This is a genomic window from Nocardia sp. NBC_01009 (assembly GCF_045208035.1).
Lineage (GTDB): Bacteria > Actinomycetota > Actinomycetes > Mycobacteriales > Mycobacteriaceae > Nocardia.
This window is the reverse complement of sequence record NZ_CP108695.1, coordinates 6,329,257-6,349,587: the sequence shown is the minus strand read 5'-3', so window position 1 is coordinate 6,349,587 and position 20,331 is coordinate 6,329,257. Positions and strand designations below refer to the sequence as shown.

The following is a 20,331-nucleotide window of genomic DNA, read 5'->3' as shown; positions in this document are numbered from 1 at the left end:
GCAGCCGGTCCACTGGTGAAGAGTCGAGAAGTCGACGTCACGGCACGCGGTCGACCGTAGGGTGACGTTCACGCAGCGCCGGTTTGCGCGGTCGGCGCTGCGTCTGGAATTCCGCCGCGGTGGTGCGGGAGTTCGCGGGCGTCACAACGATTCCGATACATCGAAGGTCGGCGCCGCAATCGCTATCTTCTCGAAAGTCCGCAGATCACTTGTGATTTCGCCCAACGGTCGGAGTATCGGCTCATGACATCCCCGATTCTCGATTCGCCGCGGCATTTCGACGCGGCCGGTCATTAGCCTTCCTCAATCATGGTGGGCACACACGCGGGCTCGGGCGTCACGAGCTTGGAATCGAAACTCCTCGAGCATCTGAGATGTCAGGCGCGTGGCGCACCCCAGGGCGACGTCGCGACCACGACGAGAAACCTCGTCGCCGCGGCAGCAGGCGGATCGCCACCGGCCGAGGTCACCGGATCCGCGGCCCGCTGGGCCCGCGAAGGTGTCGCTCTCGAAACGGTCCTCGGCGCATATCACGAGGGCATCAGGACCGGTCTGGAGTTCCTCGCCGGCGCGGCCGCGGGCCTCGACGCCGACGAGGTCGTGGCCGGTTCGCGACTGCTGGTGCGGGTGCTGGAGACCGTCACGGTGGCGGCTTCGGCGGCCTATGTCGACGAGCACCGTCAGGTCGCCAGAGAGCACCAAACCACCGCACAGACCCTGGTATCTGCCCTACTCAGCGGCTACGGCGTGACTCAGCTGGCCAGGCAGACCGGTATCACTGTCGCGTCGTCCTACCAGGTGGTCGCGCTGTCGATTCCACCGCACGAGGACGAGCGAAGACCCGGCATTGCCAGGCCGTCCGCGGCGCGGCGCAAGCTGCGTCGTGTTCAGGCCGCGTTGGCGACACCGCTGGGGTCCCGTGCCCTGTCGCTGCTGTCCACCGATGGTGGCACGGTGCTGGTCCCGATCGACGGCGCCTCGGCCGGTACCCCGCTCGCCATGACCGCGGAGGTGCTGGAACTGCTCAGTGCGGCTGCCGAGGTGCCAGTCACCGCGACCGTCGGCGCCGGCGACACCGCGCGGATTCCCGAACTGGCAGCGCGCGGGCACGAGCTGCTCGAGCGGCTGCTGGTGGCAGGCCGCCCGCCCGGCCTCTATCCGATGGCCGACCTGCCCGCGGCGATCGGACGTGACGCGGCAGGTTATGACAAACCCCAGCAGGCGCGCAGCTCGGTAGTCACCTCACCCAACGATCACCGAATCGGTCGTACAGCCTGAATATCCGACCCTATTGTCGAATTCGCCTCGATTCAGGGGGCCACCGAAGGAGCTACGAGTGACAACCGCGTTGACCGATATCGACATTCTGCGCGAACTGGAACCCGTCGCCGAACGTAATCTCAATGAGCATCTCCGCAAAGCCAGGCCATGGAATCCGCACGACTATGTGCCGTGGGACGACGGCCGCAATTTCGCGGCCATGGGCGGAATTGATTGGGAGCCGGGACAATCGGTGCTCTCCGAGGTCGCGCAGATCGCGATGGTGACCAATCTGCTCACCGAGGACAACCTGCCCTCTTATCACAGGGAGATCGCTGATTCGTTCTCCCTCGACGGCGTGTGGGGCACCTGGGTCGGGCGCTGGACCGCCGAGGAGAACCGGCACGGGATTGTGCTGCGCGACTACCTGCTGGTCACCCGCGCGGTCGACCCCGTGGCGTTGGAAGCGGCCAGGATGGCGCACATGACCACCGGCGTCGCGAAACCGGTGAAGGGTTCGCAGTTTCTGCGCTCGGTCGCCTATGTCACGTTGCAGGAGTTGGCGACTCGGATCAGTCACCGCAACACCGGAACCGCGTGCGCAGAACCCGTCGCCGAGCGTATGCTGCAGCGGATCGCCGCCGACGAGAACCTACATATGATCTTCTATCGCAACCTGAGTGCCGCCGCACTGGAGCTGACGCCCAACGCGATGCTGTGTGCTATCACGGATATCGTGACCCGGTTCCAGATGCCCGGCCTCACCCAGCCCAACTTCCGTCGTAACGCGGTTGTGCTGGCCAAGAACGGCATCTATGACCTGCGGCAGCATCTCGATGTCGTGGTCCGTCCGATATTGCGGACGTGGAATGTCTTCGACCGCACCGACCTGTCCGGCGAAGGGGAACGCGCGCGCGAGGTGCTGGCCGGCTACCTGGACGAATTGGAAGTCGAGGCAAGGCGTTTCGAGGAGCAGCGGGACCGGGCCGCGACCCGGCTGGCAGAGCGAGTCGCCGCAGCAGGATGAACCTACGCGTGCCGATCACTGCCGCGGCGATGGTCACCATCGCCGTGGTGAGTGCTGCGCCCGTGCTTGCCGACGATGTGGCGGTGGCGCCGCCGCCACCGATCGATCCTGCGATGACCAGAACCGGGCTGCTCAGCCAGGAGCGGCTCGGCCCACACCGCGAACGTCTGAACATCGCCTCCGCGGCCATGCGGCGGGTCATCACCGTCGACGTATTGCACGGCACGGGCACCGGACCGCGCCCGACGTTGTATCTGCTCGACGGTGTGGACGGCGAAGCAACCTCGGGCTGGCTCAGCAAAGGCAATGCGGCGGAGTTCTTCGCGGACAAACCGGTCGACGTCGTATTGACCAGCGGCGGCACCGGAAGCATGTACAGCGACTGGGACCGCCACGACGCCGCGCTCGGGCTGAACCGGTGGGAGACCTTCCTGACCGAGGAGCTGCCGCCGATCGCGGAATCGCTGCTGAAGTCCGATGGGCGGCGTGCGATCGCCGGTGTGTCGATGGGTGGACAGGCGGCGATGATGCTCGCCCAACGCCACCCCGGCCGTTTTCGCGCCGTCGCCGGTATGAGCGGATGCTATTCGACCGCGGACCCATTGGGGCACGCCGTCACCACGATTACCGTCGCCTCGCGCGGCGGCAATGTCGAGAATCTCTGGGGCCCGCCGACCTCGCCGGAGTGGGTCGCGCACGACAGCGTGCTCGGCGCCGAAGGCCTGCGCGGGACAACGATCTACCTCTCGGCCGCGCCCGGCCTGCCAACCGGCGCGGATCTCATCGCCGTGGCCAACTCGCCGACCGTCCTCGATGCGCTGAAACTGGCAGGTGGGGGCGCAGCGTTGGAGGCCGGAGCGCGCGCGTGCACCGAGCGGTTCGCCGCCAGGCTCGGTGAGCTGAAGATCCCCGTCACCGTGGAGTATCAGCAGACGGGCATGCACACCTGGGCCGACTTCGAGGCACAGCTGCCGCGCGCCTGGCGCGCGCTTGCTCCCGCGCTCGGGCTGCCCGAGCCGAAATAGGCTCTGCGGCAAGGTGCACAGCAGGACCCGACTCGGCCTCGAGTTGCGGTTGGATTTACCGAATGTCATCTTGATGGGCGCTCCGCGCTCGCCCGAGGCGGTGCCGCATCCGATCCATTTCATGACGGGAAACACTGATGCCGACCCTGCCCTGGACCTCCGGAGTTCATAAGCCTGTCGACGGGGAGCAGTTGCAGGTGCTGACCTCGCGGCTGCCGCTGAACCGCTACTCCGATATCGTTCGGTTCCTGCGCTGGACGCTGAAGATCCGCTCCCAGCTGCGCGATGCCCCCGGCTGTGTCGGCTACACGCTCGACGCACGCCTGTTCAGCAAGACGTTCTGGACCTTGTCCGCGTGGTCGGACCAGGAGGCGATGAACAACTTCGTGCGTAGCGGCGCACACGCGCAGATGCTCGCCGACATGGCAGGCCGCGTAGGCAACCCCAGCTTCGTCGACTCGACCGCGACCCGTGTGGACATCCCACTCTCCTGGAAGGAAGCCCGCATCCGCCTCACCTGAGGCCCTGGTCAGCGGTGCTGCGGAATCAGACGACGCCGTCGGCGTTGACGTTGGTATGACTTCGGCACTTCAGTCGGTCCAGTTCTCGATCTTGGACCGGTCCCGTGTTCGGCGCGGTCAGACCCACCCCGAGGCGCTGCGTGAGACCGTCGAGTTCGCACAGCTGGCCGAGGAGTGGGGCTACCACCGCTTCTGGGTATCCGAGCATCACAGCGTGCCGGGCGTGGCGGGGTCGGCGCCGACGGTGCTCGCCGCGGCGGCTGCCGCGGCGACATTGCGGATTCGGATCGGCACCGGCGGTGTGATGCTGCCCAACCATCAGCCGCTCGTGGTTGCCGAGCAGTTCGGGGTACTGGAGTCGTTGTATCCGGGCCGCATCGATATGGGTCTCGGCCGGTCGGTCGGGTTCACCGATGGTGTGCGCCGCGCGCTCGGGCACGGGAAGGGCGACGCCGACGATATCGACGCGCAGCTCACCGAGGTACTGGAGTACGTCGGCAACGGCCGCAACGGAGTGCACGCCTGGCCCGCGGATGGCCTGCGGGTGCCTGCGTTCCTGCTGGCGACCGGCTCGGGTGCGGCGCGGGCGGCACGGTTCGGGCTGCCGCTGGTGATCGCGGCGGTGGCGGGCGAGGACCGGATGGTCGAGGCGATCGAGCATTACCGCAACGAGTTCCACCCGACGCCGTGGGGTGCGCAGCCGTATGTCGCCGTCTCGGGCGCGGTCGTCATCGCCGACACCACCGAACAGGCGCACCGGCTGTTGCTGTCGGAGGCGTGGTCGAATGTCTACTCGCGCACCCGTGGTGAGTTCCCCGTGCTCATCCCGCCCGAGGACATCGAGACCATGGCGATGACCGAGCGGGAGCGCAGGATGTTCGACGAGGCGCTGCGCGACCATATCCACGGCACCGAAGACGAGGTCGCGGAGGCGTTGGAGCACGTGGTGACCCGGACCGGCGCCGATGAGATCCTGGTGCACACCAGCACTTACGATCGGGCGGCGCGACTGGATTCGCACCGCCGCCTCGCCCGGCTGACCGGATTGGGCTCCTCGGCTCAATCCCGTTCGGGGAATAGCACTTCCGCGGCGGCGTAGCCGAAGAGCTTGCGGCCGAACGATCGTGCGTCGATGCCGATGGTCGCCTCGCTCTTTGGACTCGCTGCGTGTGGGCCGGCCGAGTCAGGAATCTGTAGGATTCACAGGCTGCGGAACGAGGTCGTCAACGGTTGCGGCGACGACGCCGAACAGGTCGGCGATCGTGGTCAGGGCTGCGGTGTGCAGTACGGCGGAGGGGACGGCGGGGCCCTGTGGGCTGGGCAGGGATCGGGTGGCGGTGGCCTCGGCGACGACGGTCGGGCGGTATCCGAGGTTGAACGCACCCTGAGCGGTGTAGCTCACGCACATGTGGGTCATGAATCCGGCCAGCACCAGTTCCTGGCCTACACCGAGTCGTTGCAGGGTCTGCTCCAGATCGGTGTTGTGGAAGGCATTCGGGAACTGCTTGACCACGACCGGCTCTCCGGACTGCGGTGCGACCGGGCCGCTGATCGCGCCGATGTCGGCGCGAATGTCATAGGGTGTGCCCGGGCCGCCGTCGTTGATGATATGCACTACCGGCCGGTGCGATTCTCGGGCGGCCCTCAGCAATCGGGCGCCGGCGGCCAGCGCCTGTTCGGCGCCGTCCACAGCCATTACGCCGCGGCGGTAGGTGTTCTGGAAATCGATCATGATCACTGCGGCATCGGCCAGCCGCGGTAGCTGATTGTCCAGACCGATCACGCTTCGGAGGGTGCTCGAGGCAGCATTCATCGACATTGGTTTCGACTTTCTGTGCGGGGGATGGAAATTCGGGCGTCGGATGCGGCGCGGTGGCTGCACTCGACGTTCAGGTCGTGATGCGGAACCAGTTTCGGTAGTCGCCCGGGGTGGTTGCGAGTTGCCTGCGGAAGGCGCGGTGCAGAGTCTCGACCGACCCGAGTCCCACCGTCGCGGCGACTCGTTCGAGCGGCTGGTCGGTGGTTTCGAGCAGCCGACGCGCGGCTTCGACCCGGCATGCCTCGACATAGACCACGGCGCTGGTGCCGGTTTCCTGCCGGAAGACACGCGTGAAATGACGCTCACTGAGGCACATCCTGGCCGCCAGCGCCGAGGTGGACAGATCGCCGTCCAGATGTTCGGTGACGAAGAGCCGCAATTCATCGATGTCACGGCGGGTGGCCGCGGGCCGGCTCAGTGGCACGCTGAATTGGCTTTGGCCGCCTTGACGTTTGAGGTAGACCACCAGTTGCCGCGCGACCTGCAACGCCAGTTCCTCGCCGTGATCCTCGGCCACCAGTGCCAGGGCGAGGTCCAGACATGCGCTGATCCCGGCGCCGGTCCAGATCCGGCCGGCGCGGATGAAGATGGGGTCGGGGTCCACGACGACGTGCGGGTGCTCGGCGGCGAGTTGGTCGGCTGTCGACCAATGGGTGGTGGCAGTCTTCCCGTCCAGCAAGCCTGCGGCCGCGAGCAGATGCGCACCCACGCACACCGAGGCTATCCGCCTCGTGCGCGGCGCGACGGTCCGGATCCACATCACGATCTCCGGCTCGACCCGCGCCACCGGGCCATGGGGCAGGGAGTCCACCGCGCCCGGGACGATCAATGTGTCGATCGTGTGTTCGACCTCGTCGAAGCCGAGATCGGTGACGACACGCACCCCGGCGGACGTGCGCACTTCGCCTCGTGTGGGGCTTGCCAGCCGCACGTCGTACCGCGCTCGCCCGCCACCCTCGCGGTTCGCCAGCGCGAATACTTCGGCCGGCCCGGCGACATCGAGCAAGTCGACATCGGGGAAGGCCGCGATGACGACGCGGTGGATCAAGGTCATGACTCTATCGTCGATGCCTGCGCCGATGGCCGCAACGACGTATCTCTGTCAGATCCGGCCATTGCTGCCCGGCTCGAATCGCGGACGACGAGGCTGTTCGGTACCGGAAGACGGCGTTCTGGACCGATCCGGAGCGAGGTCGACATCGACTGAATGTTCAGTCCTGCCGCCCATCGGCGTCGTCGCGAAACGACGAACCAACCGGGTTCAACGGATATGCACTGGTAGTTGGGTAAATTCGCGCCAGTGTTCAGTAACCGAACCGAAGGCTTCGATCCCGTTGCCCACGCGTATTCGATGGTTGGGCGGACTTACCGTGCCAGTGACTACTATGAGGTCGGCCGGGAGAAGATTCGTGAGTTCGCCCGAGCGGTACAAAACCGTCACCTCGTGCACTGGCGCGACGACATTGCCGCTGCCTATGGCTACCCGGGTCTCCTCGCGCCGCCGACGTTCGCGTCCGTCTCTGGACACCTGGCCTACTCCGAGATCTTTCCGACGATTCTGCGCGGCTACGATCTGAGTCAGATGATCCAGACCGATCAGATGATCGAGTACCACACAACTATCCACGAGGGTGACCGCCTGACCTTCGAGATGTGCCTGGAGTCGTTTCGCCAGGCGTTCGGCGGAGATCTCATAGGACTGCGTCAGGTGATCTTCAACGATCGCGACGAGCCGGTCCTGACCTCGCGCACGGCCATCGTGGGCCGCAGTAGCGACGACCCTGGTCTCGCGCATACCGCAGCTGAATCGCTGATGCCTGCTTTCACCGATCGTGAGCGTGACCCCCGCCGGAAGAACTCACCGCGTCGCGTCGATGTCCCAACCATCCCCGGCCCGGAAAACTACTGGCGTGGCGCGGGGGAGAACGTGGTGGCGGTCGATTCGCTGATCGTCGGCGATCGGCTTGCGCCGCGGACGGTCCGGCTCAGTAAAGGCGATTTGGTGAACTATGCCGGAGTCTCCGGTGACCCCAATCCCATCCATTGGAGTGAGAAGCTCGCACATTTGATGCGTCTGGAAACCGTGGTGGCACAAGGCATGCTCACCATCGGGCTCGGCGCGGACTACGTCAGCTCTTGGCTGGGTGATCCGGGCGCGATTCGTGCCCTCAATGTGCGGTTTACCAGTCCGGTATACGTCACAGAGACCGGCGCGGAGATCGAGTTCACCGGTCGGATCAAAGCGGTCGACCCCGACCGGTCCAGCGCGATCGTGGCCATCGGCGCCAAGCATCGAGGACGAAATGTCTTCGGTCGTGCGACCGCTACGGTCGCCCTTCGTTGACAGACTGTGGTCGTGGTGCCCTGACCGGGCTTCCGTGCATGGTCTCGGCTCGCCATGGGTGAGCCCATGCACGGATCGTCGTCGGCTGCACATCGGTGGCCATCGCGGTGGCTCGACCCGGCGCTACGAGACGGCCGGCGCCCTGAACGCCCCTCGCTGATGGCGGCTAACGCGGCGTGAGCAGCACCGGCAGCGTAACCAGGCCGTGTGAGCGCCACGAGGTTCGGTATTCGAGCGCCGATTCCGCAACAGCGAGCTGTACTCGGGGGTACCGCACGAACAACTGCGGGACCACGGCGTCGACGACAAGGTCGGTGGCGTGCGCGCCGAGGCAGTAGTGGGGGCCGCGGCCGAACATCAGGCTTGGCCTGCCATTGCGGGCCGGGTCGGAATCGGCGCCGAACAGCGTCAGCAGCACGGTGTCTCCAGCGGAGACGGTGTGCTCGCCCAGAATGAGGTCGGTGACCGCGAATCGTCGAATGGCAAACGGCAGTGGATTGGCGCGTTCCATCAGCGAGCCGCGCGACGTCGGCCAGGCGGCAAGGGTTGCGGCGGCATCGTCCGAGGTGAGCAGTGCGGCAATTATGTTGCTGCACATGTGCACGGCGTTCTCCAAGCCCGCCAGCATCATCAGGAAGGCGAGGGACACCAGTTCGTCCTCGGTCAGCGTTTCCTCGATGTCGCCGGCATGGATCCACCCGCTCAGTAGGTCGTCGCCGGGATCTGTGCGCTTCGACTCGACCAGTGTTGCGAATGTCGCGGTCAGCCAGCCGATCGCCGCCACGAGCCGTTGCCCGGACGCCTTCGATGCGGCATCGACAGTCACCATGGCGGTGGCGGCCTCGCGCAGGCGCGTATGGAGGTGGGCGGGTATCCCGAGCAGTTCGCCGATCACCAGTGCCGGAATCGGGACACACACGGCAGTGAGCAGATCAATTGTCTCGCTGCCGCTTTCGGGCAGTGCGGCGAACACCGCCGCGGCGGTTCGGGCGACGGCGTTGCGCAGACTTCCCGAGGAACGTCGGGAGAATGCGGGTCCGGCGAGCTTTCTGATCCGGTGGTGTTCGTCGCCGTCCATGTTCAACAGGTTTCGATCGAGCGCAGGTGGTAGCGCGAAGCCGGTATAGCCGTCGCTGGCGTGCTTCTTGTCCAGGCTCAGTCGGGGATCGGCCAGTAGTGTGGCTACCTCGTCGTATCCTGCAACCACCCAAACCTGTTGGCCGCCAGGAAGTTCCGCGCGTCGCACCGGCCCGCGCCAGGCGGCGTGCTCGTCCCATCGAGTTCTCGCCGACGTGCCGATCACCGCCGTCTCCACCATCGCGCCACCTCACTGTCGGTGTGTCCTCATAGGGTATTGGGTGGGTGCGCCGAACACTCGGCGGGGCGGGCGGCTCGTCAGGTCGATCCCTCGGTTGGTGCGGGTCGCGAGTTCTTCGGTTACGCGGGTTCCGGCGCAACAGCTTGTTCGCGAAAAGCGCGCCGTCATCCTCTTGCCGATTGCGGTACGTCGGCGTACCGTCATTCTGGTACATAGGTGTACCACGCGAGGAGGTGGGTGTATGCCCGCCCTGAAACTTCCGGATGGCCCTTCTACGCCGCGGATCGTGCAGAGCCTGGAGATACTCTTCGGACGCTCTCGTGCCTGGCGCCGCATGCATGACCGCTTCGGCTCGGCATTCACCATCCACATGCCCAGGTTCGGCCGGGTGGTGGTGGTCTCCGATCCGACCGAAGTCAAAGCGTTGTTCACCGCGAGTACCGATGTCGCCGACAATGTCGCCGTCAACCTCGGGCAGTTTCTGGGGCCGGGCTCGTTGTTCTCGCTGCAAGGCGAGGAACACCGCAAGCAACGCAAGTTGCTCACACCTCCGTTTCATGGTCGCCGCCTGGCCGTGTACGAGTCGCTGATCGAAGAGGAAGCGGTCCGCGAGATGGCGTCATGGCCGTCCGAGCACGAGTTCGCGACGATGGATTCGATGATGCGGATCACCTTGAATGTGATCCTGCGTGCAGTCTTCGGTGCCGAAGGCAAGGAGTTCGACGAGCTGCGCGAGCTACTTCCCAAATTGGTTCTCGTCGGGTCGGCCCTTGCGGCGGTACCGATTCCGCAGAGGATGCTGGGCCGCTTCGGCCCGTGGGCCCGGTTCGCGGCCTACCGCAACCGGTACGACGAAATCGTCGGACGGCTGATCGACCGCGCTTCGGCCGACGAACAGATCCAAGACCGCGACGACGTGCTGGCGATGATGTTGCAAGCTCGATACGACGACGGCTCCAGCATGAGTCGCAGCGAGATCGCGGACGAGCTGCTGACCCTGCTCACCGCCGGTCACGAGACCACCGCGACGACGCTCGCGTGGACGATCGAGCGACTGCGCCGCCACCCCGATATGCTGAACCGCCTCGTTGCCGAAGCCGATTCAGGCGGCTCGGAACTGCGGGAGGCCACGCTGCTCGAGGTGCAACGGGTCCGGCCGGTCATCGATGCCACAGCACGCACGGTGCGTGCCGAGTCGATGCAGTTGGGGCGGTGGACGCTGCCGAGGGGGCAGACCGTGGTGGTGAGCATCCGGTTGATGCACGACAACGAGGAGCTCTTCCCGAACGCCCGCGCTTTCGACCCCGATCGGTTCGTCGGCGTGCGCCCGGGCACGTTCAGCTGGATACCGTTCGGCGGCGGTGCACGGCGCTGCATCGGTGCGGCGTTCGCGACCATGGAGATGAACATCGTATTGCGTACGCTGCTAAGGGATTTCACGCTCGAACCGACCGATGCGCCGGACGAGCGGACGCACTTCCGCGGGGTGGCACTCGTGCCTGCCGGGAAGGGCCGCGCCGTGGTGCGCCGCCGCATTCCGCAGCAGGCGATTGCGGACCGGGGCCGCGCCACCGAGGTGACGGCGTGAGCGGACAGCGCGTCGAGGTCGGCCGCGGCGTTACCTTGGCCTACGAGCGACTGGGTGTGGGCGGTGTTCCGGTCGTGCTCGTCGCAGGTTTGGGCCAGCAGTTGCACGACTGGCCGGACGGATTGTGCGCGCTGCTGGTTGCACGCGGATATCAGGTCATTCGTTTCGACAATCGCGATGTCGGCCACTCGACGCATCTCGGTTTCCCACCGCCGGGCCCGGTGGATTTCCTACGCCGCCATTGGCATCGCGACCAGTACGATCTCGCCGATATGGCCGCGGATACGGTCGGTCTGCTCGACGCGCTCGAGCTGCCGTCCGCGCATCTGATCGGAATGTCGCTGGGCGGCATGATCGCGCAGACCGTCGCCGCCCGCTATCCGGCCCGGGTCGACTCGCTGACATCGATCATGTCCACCACTGGTGCCGCCCGACTGGGACGTCCGGCGTGGTCGACCTGGCGATTGATGTTCAGCCGACCGGCACGCAATCGCACCGAGCACATCGATCAGGCGGTGCGCATATACCGGCACATCTCGTCGACCGGATATCCGTTCGACGAGTCCGCTGTGCGTGCGGCAGCCGCCACGACCTGGGATCGCGACCCCGCTCCGGCCCCCGGTGTCGGCCGTCAGCTCGCCGGCATCCTGAAGTCCGGCGACCGGACACGAGAGCTGAGCGCCGTGACAGCGCCGACGCTGGTCCTGCACGGTGACCGCGACCTGATGGTCGCCCCGACGGGAGGGACCGCGACCGCGAATTCCATTGCCGGAGCTCGCCTCCGGACCCTTCCCGGCATGGGCCACGACCTGCCCGCGGGAGTATGGCCGGCCCTCGTCGACCTGCTCGACGACCATATCCGCACGTCCGAACCCAGGAGCACCGATGCCCCGCACTCATAGGCCGCTGTTCGGCCGCCCGGTCATGATCACCGGGGCGGCCTCCGGAATCGGCCGCAGTCTCGCCCAGCTGTTGTCACGCAAGGGCTCGCCCGTGGCGATCGCCGATATCGACCAGATCGGACTGAAGGAAACGGCAACGTCGTTGACCGGCCCGGTGCTGGCCCGCGTCCTGGACGTGCGGGACGCCGCCGACCCAGCTCGCGTTCGCCGGCGAGGTGCGCGACTGGCTGACCGCACCGCTGGCGGCAGTGTTCAACAATGCCGGTGTGGCGGTCTCCTCGTCGGTGCTCGACGCGGTTCCCGAGGACGACGAGTGGCTGCGGCAGATCAATTTCGACGGAGTGGTCAACGGTACGCGCGCCTTCCTGCCCATCCTTGTCGAACAGGACGAGGGGGTCGTCGTGAATACCTCGAGTGTGTTCGGTCTGCTCGGGATGCCCAATCAAAGCGCTTACTGTGCGGCGAAATTCGCTGTCCGCGGGTTCACGGACGCGCTGCGCCAGGAGCTGCGGGGAACCGGCGTGTCCGCGGTGAACGTCCATCCCGGCGGCATCACGACCAACATCGCGCGCAATGCCCGGGTCCGCAAAGACCCCGAGGGCCGCGGGCGAACGCCGGAGCAGATGGCGGCCGAATTCGAGGCTGTGGCCCTGACCAGCCCGGTGAAGGCGGCCGAAATCATCTGCCGCGGAGTCGAGGCGGGGAAGTCACGGATTCTGGTCGGCCCGGACGCCTATCTGTTCGATGCACTGGCGCGGGTGGCACCGACGCGCTATTACGATGTGATTGCACTGGTGGAGCGGCGGCTGCGTGCTCGTGGCAAGGCGGGAGCGCGGGCATGACCGAACATGTGGATGTCCTGATCGTCGGTGCCGGGCTGTCGGGAATCGGCGCCGCACATCACCTGCGGGCGGCGTTTCCGAGCCGCACCTACACGATCCTCGAAGCCCGCGATGCCATCGGCGGCACCTGGGATCTGTTCCGCTACCCTGGCGTCCGCTCGGACTCCGATATGCACACGCTCGGATACCGTTTCCGCCCGTGGACGCAGGCCAAAGCCATCGCCGACGGTCCGGCGATCCTCGAGTACATCCGCGCCACGGCTACCGACGCCGGTATCGACCGGCGTATCCGGTTCGGGCATCGAGTGGTCGGTGCGTCTTGGTCCTCCGCCGAATCCCGCTGGACGGTGCGAGCCGAGCACGCGGGCACTACCGCTGTATTCACCTGTGACTTCTTCTACGTCTGCAGCGGCTACTACCACTACGACGAGGGCTACACACCCGACTTCGCCGGGGTCGAGGACTTCGGTGGGCAGATTGTGCATCCGCAGTCCTGGCCCGCCGACCTGGACTACACCGGGAAGCGAGTTGTCGTCATCGGCAGCGGCGCCACCGCGGTGACGCTGGTGCCTGCGATGGCCGAGGCAGCCGGACACGTGACGATGCTGCAGCGGTCGCCGAGCTACATCTTTCCGGTGCCTTCGGAGGACACCGTTGCCAACCGGCTGCGCAGACTGATCGGACCAAAACGCGCCTATACGGTCGTGCGCTGGAAGAATGTGCTGCTGGGGACGTTCATCTACCAGTTCAGCCAACGGCGGCCGCAGCAGATGCGGAAGTTCATCCGCAAACTGACCATCGACCGGCTGCCCGACGGCTACGACGTCGACACGCATTTCAAGCCGACCTACGGGCCGTGGGATCAGCGGTTGTGCCTGGTTCCGGACGGGGACCTGTTCCGAACGATCCGCGAGAGTCGCGCCTCGGTCGTCACCGATCGGATCGACAGATTCACCGAGACGGGGTTGCGTCTCGAGTCCGGCCGCGAACTCGAAGCCGATGTGGTGGTGAGCGCAACCGGCCTGCAGTTGCTCGCCCTCGGCGGGCTCCGGCTCACCGTCGACGGACGAGAAGTCCCGCTGCCGAAAACCATGGCGTACAAGGGGATGATGCTGAGCGGAGTACCCAACTTCGCGTTCACCATCGGCTACACCAACGCGTCCTGGACGCTGAAGGCCGATCTCGTCAGCGAATTCGTCTGCCGGTTGCTGCGGCACATGGACACCAACGGCTACGCCCAGAGCACGCCATGGCCCGATCCGACCGTCACCGAGACCCCGCTGCTCGACTTCCAGGCCGGCTACGTCCTGCGCGCCATCGACCGATTCCCCAAGGCAGGTTCTCGAGCTCCGTGGCGGCTGGGCATGAGCTACGGCCACGACGTGATCACCCTGCGGTACGGCCGTATCGACGACGGAACCATCCGCTTCGCCCGTCGGCGCGCGCCGACGGATAGCGCAGCCTCGGAGGTCGTCGAACCCGGCCGCGGCCCCGAGCAGGTCACCGCATGAGAAGCGTGGTGGCCGCGTGCCGGGATCGCTCGACACGCGGATCGACGAGGGGAGTCACTACGCTGACTCCCGTGACACGTACCGAGCCCGTACCGCGCACCTCCACGGATGGCCCGGCCGAGCCGGGGCATCGGCGTCGCGTCCTCGACGGCATGGCTGTCGCAGTGCGCGAACGCGGTTATCGGGACTCGACTGTCGCCGACGTGGTACGCAACGCCCGTACCTCTCGCCGCACCTTCTACGAACATTTCGCCAGCAAACAGGACTGCTTCATCGCCCTGCTGAGCGAGCGGAACACCGAAACGATCCAGCAGATCGATGCCGCAGTGGACCCGCATGCGTCGTGGCGCACCCAGGTGCGCCAGGCCATCGAGGCGTGGATCCACTTCTCGCAGGAGGATCCCACGATCACGCTCAGCTGGATCCGCGTCGTCCCCGCCCTCGGCGAGGATGCCAGGCAACTACAGCGAGAAACCGGCGACGCGTTCGTCGACCTTATCCAGAAGCTCACCAGCACAACAGAATTCACTGCCGCCGGCCTGCATCCACCGACCCGCCAAGTGGCAACGATCCTGCTCGGCGGCTTCCGCGAACTCATGGCGACGACCGTCGAGGACGGCGGCCAAATCGCCGACATCATCGACGTCGCCGTCGAATCCGCGATCGCGCTGGTCGGTCCCCGCTTGTGAGACGAGACCGCACATCAGCCGACTTCCGCCTGCTCGCCGAGGCCCGGGATCCGTCGAGCGGCGGTCGAGCCGGGCTTCTACATCTTGTAGCCGATCTGGCGCAGTAGCTGTCTACGGTCTGCCTGGTCGTCGGCATTCTCTATGCCCAGCGGCGGGGGCCCGTCGACCACGCCGACGATTCCCCTCCCCAGCTCGGTCTCGGCAACCAGCACTTCCACGGGGTTGGCTGTCGCACAGAAGATTCCGCAGACCTCCGGGACGTGCTTGACCGCATTGAGCACATTGACCGGGTATCCCTCGCGGAGGAAGACGATGAACGAGTGTCCGGCTCCGACGGCGAGTGCGTTCTTCGTCGCGAGCTCGACCAGCTCGTCCTCGTTGCCGGAATGGCGGACCAGACGCGGCCCGGATGCCTCGCAGAATGCCAGGCCGAACCGCAGGTGGGGGCCGATACCGACCAGTGCCTCGTGCAGGTCCTCGACGGTCTTGATGAAGTGGGCCTGTCCGATGATGACGTTGAGATCGTTCGGTTTGTCGATACGCACAGTTGTCAACTCCACAGGAACATACTGCGCCTCACCGATGTGGATGCACAGCACTTCGGCGCCGATCTGCTCGCGAGCAGGCACTATCGAGAAACTCGCGTCCTGCAGATACCCTGCCGCGCGCCAGCCTGTCATTCAGCCCGCCGAAGGCCACCACGTCGGCGTCTACGCCTCGTGTCCGGGTCGTAGCTGGGATACCTCGCTGTAGCGGAGGGTACGCGGGGGCGGTGCGGACCCGGCTTCAGGGGTGACCAGCAGCCCGACGTGGTCGCCGAAGTCGTGGCGTTCGAGGATCCGTCCGCAGAATCAACCCGCTGCGGCATCCAGGATCGGCAGACCGGCCGGGCCGGGATGCCAGTCGCAGTGGGCGAACTTGTCGTTGCCGGTTTCGGTGCCGAAAAGTGCCGCCAGTGAGAACCTGGTCGCGACCGAGCATCGCCGTCGGCTTCGGGTGATCGTGGGCTACTTCGCCCGTGGTGTCGCGGGCACGTCGTGTGGTGGCCTCACGACGCATGACGCTGGCTGTTTGCTCGCCGGTTCACGGGGTAGCCGGGAACCATGAGCAACTCGGGATGCGACAGTGCCCGTTCTGTGGACACCGACCGACATGAGGATGTCGGTGTGATCGCTCGAGTTCTGGTCGTCGGTCCGGTTCGGGATGAACAGCGGCTGTCGTCCGCCTGCCTGACGACGCCGGCACGCGCTGCCGAGCGGGTGGATGTTCCGGTTCGGACCCATCGATCGTGTCGGGCGCGCACTCGGCGCTGGTCCACTGTGTGCGGATGCCGAGCATGCACAGCGTGTCGCCGACCTCACCGTCTACCTCCGCCAGAGTCATGCGGAGCGAGACCTGGCCGATCTCGGCCGCGATTACGCGGAAAAGGAGTTCTCATGGTTGCCGAGCCGATGATCGATCTTGCTGTTCGCGGTACTCCGGAGGATGTCTGGTCGCCGTGGCGGCATCGTCGCCGCGAACTGTCCCTCGCCGGGTGGCGACACTTGGTCGTCGTTGCGCCGCATCCCGACGACGAGATACTCGGCGCCGGTGGTTTGATCGCGTTGGCGCGCTCGCGCGATGTGCCGGTCACGGTGGTCACCGTGACCGACGGAGAAGCTTCACATCCCGGTTCGCCCACCTGTTCGCCGACCGAACTCGCCGATCTACGTGTCGAGGAATCTCTGCGTGCGGCAGCCGAACTGGGTATCGGACCACCCATTCGGCTCCGAATCGGCGATGGCGCCGTAGCGGCACAGCAAGCGGCGGTGACCGATGCCCTCGCGGAGATCCTCACTGCATGCGGGCGCATCGGCGCCTGGTGTGCGACGACCTGGCGGCGTGACGGTCACCCCGACCACGAAGCCGTCGGCCGGGCCGCGGCCGCGGCGTGCGCCGGAACCGCGACCCGATTGCTCGAATTTCCGGTGTGGATGTGGCACTGGGCGACTCCCGAACACCCCCTGGTCCTCGTGACCCGCGTGCGGACGTTGACGCTGCCGGAGGCCGTCATCAACGCCAAGTCGCGCGCGATCGCGCACTTCCGCAGCCAGACCAGCGCTCTGTCGGAGGATCCCGCCGACCAACCGATTCTGCCGCCGCACCTGCTCGACCGCTTCACCGGTTCGACGGAAACGTTCTTCTTATGAGCGAGACACGCCTGACCGCAGGCCATTTCGACGACATGTACGCCCGCGATTCCGATCCGTGGGGGTTCACCACGCGCTGGTATGAACAGCGCAAGCGGGCACTGACCTTGGCGGCACTACCGAAGCCGCACTACCGCTATGCATTCGAACCCGGCTGCTCGATAGGCAACCTCTCCGCCGAACTCACCACCCGTTGCGATCGACTGGTGTGCACCGATGTGGTGGCGCAGGCGCTCGATTCGGCCAAGGCCCGGGTCGAGCGCCTGCCCTACTCCACGCGAGGAACCGTTGAATTCCGCCGCTGGGCACTCGGCGAGGAATGGGTCGACGAGCGATTCGACCTGATCGTTTTCAGTGAGGTCTGCTATTACCTCGACGCCGCGAGCCTGCGTGCGGTGTTCGACCGCGCCGTCGAACACCTCGAACCCGGCGGCACTGTGCTGTGCGTGCACTGGCGACGAAAAGTGCCGGAGTACCCGATGTCCGGTGATCAGGTCCACGCGATCGCGTGCACTACTCGCGGCTTGTCGACGCTGGCGCACTACCGGGACGAGGACATGTCCATCGATGTCTTCACCGCGGTCGATCACGAGCCGATATCCGTCGCGCAGGCCGAAGGGATCAGGTGACACCCTGCCCGTTCAGCCTAGGAGCAGACCGCATTCGACCACATGCTGCTCACCGTCCACGACCGCATTCCGCCGGACTGAACCGACTGCCCGGCAGTCGGCGGTGCCCGCCGAGCGGAATCCGTTCGAGGAGGCAACTCGGTCCACAACGCGACGTTCAGATGCTGTCGAAGTCGGTGGATATCGCTTCGACCGTGCTGCCTGCCTCGTCGTTGCTCAGCGCGGTGGCCACGTCGGCTTGGGCGATGATGCCGACCAGCCGTTCGCTGTCGAGCACCGGGAGGACGATCCCGGTGACCGCGCGGATGTGGCGTCAGGTGGTTCGGTAGGTGCGGGCGACCAGGGCCGAACGCAGGTACCAGAGGCCGGAGGGTTGAGAGGGGTCGAAGCCGGTGAGTTGGCCGATGCGTTTGAGGCGATAGTCCACGGTGTTGGTGTGCACGTGCAGGACTCGGGCGGTGCGCTGGCGGTTGAGGTTGTTGCCGATGTGGCGTTGCAGAGTTTCCAGTAGTTCGGGGTGCTCGTCGAGTGGATCGAGCAGTGAGCCGAGGTATTCGCGTCCCGGACCGGGGCGGGTGAGCTGGTATTCGAGTGCCAGCTCGTCGAATCGGTACATTCCGGGCACCGCTTGCAAGCGCTGCACCATGTCGAGCAATTCGTGGGCCTGGTCGGCGGCGTTCGGGATCTGTTCGGGGGTGGCCTGCACCAGTGTCGCGGTGATGCCGACCTGCGCGGCGTGTGAGAGCTGGTTGACCAGGGTGTCGAGGCCCTCGTTGTCGAAGGTCGCCGAGGGAATGAGAATGGTGCCGCCGTCGACGCTGAGCAGCGACAGCGCGCTGTTGCCGCAGCGGGTCGCCAGCTCGGCCTGAACTCGGCGGAGTTTGCGTCGGGCCACGACCTGACGGTCGAGTGCCGGGTTGCCTTCGTCGCGATGCGCCGGAATCGCCGCCGCGACAACGACATACGACTCGGCGATGGCGATCCCGCATTCACGCGCCATGGTCGAGGTGCTGTGCCCGCCCAACAGTGCCGAGGTGAGCGTGTGGACGGCGGTGTGGTGCTCGCTGACCACCGCGCGTAGTTCCCTGACATAGGCGACCGAGACCGCCGAGGTGATCATGTCCAGCATTTGCACCACCATGTGGGCGCCGTCGACCAGATTGTCGTAATCCTTGATGGACGCGTTGGAGACCACCAGGTTGAGGCCCATCTGGAAGCCCTCGTGGATGGAGTGGTGGATCGTATCGATGGGCACGCCCTCGCGTGCCCATCCGGCGGCGGCGTCTTGGAGCCGCTGCAGCTTCTCCGGGATGCCTTGTCCGTCGAGCATGCTGACCGCGAGCTCGAGGCAGGTCCTGGTGATGGTGGTGACGTCACCGGAGATGGCATCCACCGGCAGTGTGCCGCAGGGGATGACATTTTCCACGAAGTGACCGACCATCTGGCGCGATAGCGTCCGGACATCTTTCAGCGGGGACGACATCGGCTGACCTGCCAAGGTCAGACTCGGCCAGGTCGGACTGTCGACGGACATTGGCGACTCCTTTGCCCCCGGGATGTAGCTGTGCAGGGCATTCACAGTAACTGCCCGAAGCGGGGCGTGGATCGATTCGCGATCTTCTGTGACAGCAACGGGGGCCGGTCGGTGTGCCCTTGTGAAGGGCCACAGGCGTCATGGGGGCTACTGGCGAGTAATGAAAGCCGTCACACTCGGTTGCCGGACCGGAAGTTTGCGGGACGTTCCGCTGCGACGGTAGGGCGGCGACGGTGAGGTAAAAGCGCTGTTAAGCGACTTCGCATTCTTCTCGAAAGGTGGTAGGGCCCAATTCAATTGAAAAATACCGATGGGTTGGTATGAAAATGTGGCTGACCGATCTGTGAACCTCGCGTGAACAGCGAACTCTGCAAAAATAGGACATGTTCCACTCTATGGTGGCGGAATTGGTTGATTATCTGTGACAACAAATCTCAGAATTTGTTGTCTCAGACGCTAAGTCGCCAACCGTTGTTTCCGGGGCGTGAAACCATGTTTCGCGCGCTGCGTGGGATGTGATTAGCCAAATGGTTGCCCATCCGTCAGACTGGCTGTGCTGCAGACGTTTTCGGATTGCAGGCCGCAAATCGACGGTGTACAGATGGGTGCATGCGCCGATGTTGTCGATAACGGTTGTGCACGTTGACGAGATATGAGACATAACAGTCTTGATTGCCGATATCGGAGGGCAAGTGATCGCAGTCTCGGCTGGCGCCGAATCCTGCGCTACCCAGGGGGAATACCTTTACCGCGAGTCGATGGAAAACCCATCGGTCCGCATTCTGCTCACGGGGGAAGCGGAAGATTCCAGCGCAACGGGAGGTGCGAAATGATGGCGACACAGATGGTGCGCGAGCGCGTGTGTGAGCTATTTCGACACGGTCTTCAAGTGGCCGAGATCGAGATAGACACACCGTTGCTGGATTATGGCTTGGACTCGGTCCGTTCGGCCGAGCTCGTGATTGATCTCGAGCGAGCCTTCGGCATCGAGATCTCCGACGAGGAGGCTGCGACGCTGCACACCGTACGCGCGGTGATCGACTGTGTGTCAACGAAGATCGGGCAAACAGCAGCCCGCCGCGCGGGAGTCGGAGCCTAGGCCGTGACTCCGAGTATGCAGTTTTCGGATATAG

At 65.6% G+C, this 20,331-nt stretch carries 18 protein-coding genes and 2 pseudogenes; 15 read left to right on the top strand and 5 right to left on the bottom strand.

Annotation, left to right across the window (positions count from 1 at the left end):
* The first annotated feature begins 309 nt into the window (after positions 1–309).
* The 5 genes from OHA42_RS28375 to OHA42_RS28355 all read left to right on the top strand — a co-directional run bounded on the left by OHA42_RS28375 (position 310) and on the right by OHA42_RS28355 (position 4,932).
* Entirely contained in the window at positions 310–1,278 is a 969-nt protein-coding gene (locus OHA42_RS28375; protein WP_406230855.1) for a transcriptional regulator, read from the top strand.
* A gap of 58 nt (positions 1,279–1,336) precedes the next feature.
* The gene (locus OHA42_RS28370; protein WP_406230854.1) at positions 1,337–2,287 is read left to right on the top strand and encodes an acyl-ACP desaturase; all 951 of its coding nucleotides are present in this window, start codon (positions 1,337–1,339) and stop codon (positions 2,285–2,287) included.
* 8 nt (positions 2,288–2,295) lie between these two features.
* Positions 2,296–3,312: an alpha/beta hydrolase gene (locus OHA42_RS28365; protein ID WP_406230853.1), complete on the top strand. Its 1,017-nt coding sequence runs from the start codon at positions 2,296–2,298 to the stop codon at positions 3,310–3,312.
* 137 nt (positions 3,313–3,449) lie between these two features.
* Entirely contained in the window at positions 3,450–3,833 is a 384-nt protein-coding gene (locus OHA42_RS28360) for an antibiotic biosynthesis monooxygenase (protein ID WP_328402502.1), read from the top strand.
* A gap of 55 nt (positions 3,834–3,888) precedes the next feature.
* Positions 3,889–4,932, top strand: coding sequence for an LLM class flavin-dependent oxidoreductase (locus tag OHA42_RS28355; RefSeq protein WP_406230852.1), 1,044 nt, complete (start codon positions 3,889–3,891; stop codon positions 4,930–4,932).
* A gap of 84 nt (positions 4,933–5,016) precedes the next feature.
* On the opposite strand, the gene OHA42_RS28350 is transcribed toward OHA42_RS28355, so the two are convergent.
* A complete protein-coding gene (locus OHA42_RS28350; RefSeq protein ID WP_406239651.1) occupies positions 5,017–5,646 on the bottom strand; it encodes an isochorismatase family protein in 630 nt (209 codons plus the stop codon).
* Positions 5,647–5,722: 76 nt separating this feature from the next.
* The gene (locus OHA42_RS28345; RefSeq protein WP_406230851.1) at positions 5,723–6,706 is read right to left on the bottom strand and encodes a GlxA family transcriptional regulator; all 984 of its coding nucleotides are present in this window, start codon (positions 6,704–6,706) and stop codon (positions 5,723–5,725) included.
* A 246-nt stretch (positions 6,707–6,952) separates the two neighbouring features.
* Between OHA42_RS28345 and OHA42_RS28340 the strand changes: the two genes are divergently transcribed.
* Positions 6,953–7,996, top strand: coding sequence for a fused (3R)-hydroxyacyl-ACP dehydratase subunits HadA/HadB (locus tag OHA42_RS28340; RefSeq protein ID WP_406230850.1), 1,044 nt, complete (start codon positions 6,953–6,955; stop codon positions 7,994–7,996).
* Positions 7,997–8,162: 166 nt separating this feature from the next.
* On the opposite strand, the gene OHA42_RS28335 is transcribed toward OHA42_RS28340, so the two are convergent.
* Entirely contained in the window at positions 8,163–9,314 is a 1,152-nt protein-coding gene (locus OHA42_RS28335; RefSeq protein ID WP_406230849.1) for a cytochrome P450, read from the bottom strand.
* A gap of 241 nt (positions 9,315–9,555) precedes the next feature.
* Between OHA42_RS28335 and OHA42_RS28330 the strand changes: the two genes are divergently transcribed.
* The 5 genes and pseudogenes from OHA42_RS28330 (at position 9,556) to OHA42_RS28310 (ending at position 14,846) form a co-directional block, all read left to right on the top strand.
* On the top strand, positions 9,556–10,902 hold the full coding sequence (locus OHA42_RS28330; protein WP_406230848.1) for a cytochrome P450: 1,347 nt from the start codon (positions 9,556–9,558) through the stop codon (positions 10,900–10,902).
* Complete coding sequence (locus OHA42_RS28325) at positions 10,899–11,804, top strand: alpha/beta fold hydrolase (RefSeq protein ID WP_406230847.1); 906 nt, start codon at positions 10,899–10,901, stop codon at positions 11,802–11,804. Before OHA42_RS28330 ends, OHA42_RS28325 begins: the two co-directional genes overlap by 4 nt.
* Positions 11,788–12,646, top strand: a pseudogene (locus OHA42_RS28320) (SDR family NAD(P)-dependent oxidoreductase). The gene OHA42_RS28325 and the pseudogene OHA42_RS28320 overlap by 17 nt, the downstream one beginning before the upstream one ends.
* Positions 12,643–14,157: a flavin-containing monooxygenase gene (locus OHA42_RS28315; protein ID WP_406230846.1), complete on the top strand. Its 1,515-nt coding sequence runs from the start codon at positions 12,643–12,645 to the stop codon at positions 14,155–14,157. The pseudogene OHA42_RS28320 and the gene OHA42_RS28315 overlap by 4 nt, the downstream one beginning before the upstream one ends.
* 71 nt (positions 14,158–14,228) lie before the next feature.
* Positions 14,229–14,846: a TetR/AcrR family transcriptional regulator gene (locus tag OHA42_RS28310; protein ID WP_406230845.1), complete on the top strand. Its 618-nt coding sequence runs from the start codon at positions 14,229–14,231 to the stop codon at positions 14,844–14,846.
* 77 nt (positions 14,847–14,923) lie between these two features.
* Here OHA42_RS28310 and OHA42_RS28305 read toward each other — a convergent pair whose 3' ends face one another.
* Complete coding sequence (locus OHA42_RS28305; RefSeq protein WP_406239650.1) at positions 14,924–15,406, bottom strand: adenosine-specific kinase; 483 nt, start codon at positions 15,404–15,406, stop codon at positions 14,924–14,926.
* 721 nt (positions 15,407–16,127) lie between these two features.
* Between OHA42_RS28305 and OHA42_RS28300 the strand changes: the two are divergent.
* From OHA42_RS28300 to OHA42_RS28290, 3 genes and pseudogenes are all read left to right on the top strand, one after another.
* Positions 16,128–16,301: pseudogene (locus tag OHA42_RS28300) on the top strand (acyl-CoA dehydrogenase); the annotation flags it as partial.
* Positions 16,283–17,035, top strand: coding sequence for a PIG-L deacetylase family protein (locus OHA42_RS28295; RefSeq protein ID WP_406230844.1), 753 nt, complete (start codon positions 16,283–16,285; stop codon positions 17,033–17,035). The pseudogene OHA42_RS28300 and the gene OHA42_RS28295, both read left to right, overlap by 19 nt.
* Positions 17,032–17,664, top strand: coding sequence for a class I SAM-dependent DNA methyltransferase (locus OHA42_RS28290; protein WP_406230843.1), 633 nt, complete (start codon positions 17,032–17,034; stop codon positions 17,662–17,664). Before OHA42_RS28295 ends, OHA42_RS28290 begins: the two co-directional genes overlap by 4 nt.
* 313 nt (positions 17,665–17,977) lie before the next feature.
* Here the strand turns inward: OHA42_RS28290 and OHA42_RS28285 are convergent, their stop codons facing one another.
* Positions 17,978–19,198: a PucR family transcriptional regulator gene (locus OHA42_RS28285; RefSeq protein ID WP_406230842.1), complete on the bottom strand. Its 1,221-nt coding sequence runs from the start codon at positions 19,196–19,198 to the stop codon at positions 17,978–17,980.
* An 889-nt stretch (positions 19,199–20,087) separates the two neighbouring features.
* On the opposite strand from OHA42_RS28285, the gene OHA42_RS28280 reads away from it, so the two are divergent.
* Positions 20,088–20,297: an acyl carrier protein gene (locus OHA42_RS28280; RefSeq protein ID WP_406230841.1), complete on the top strand. Its 210-nt coding sequence runs from the start codon at positions 20,088–20,090 to the stop codon at positions 20,295–20,297.
* Positions 20,298–20,331: the final 34 nt, after the last annotated feature.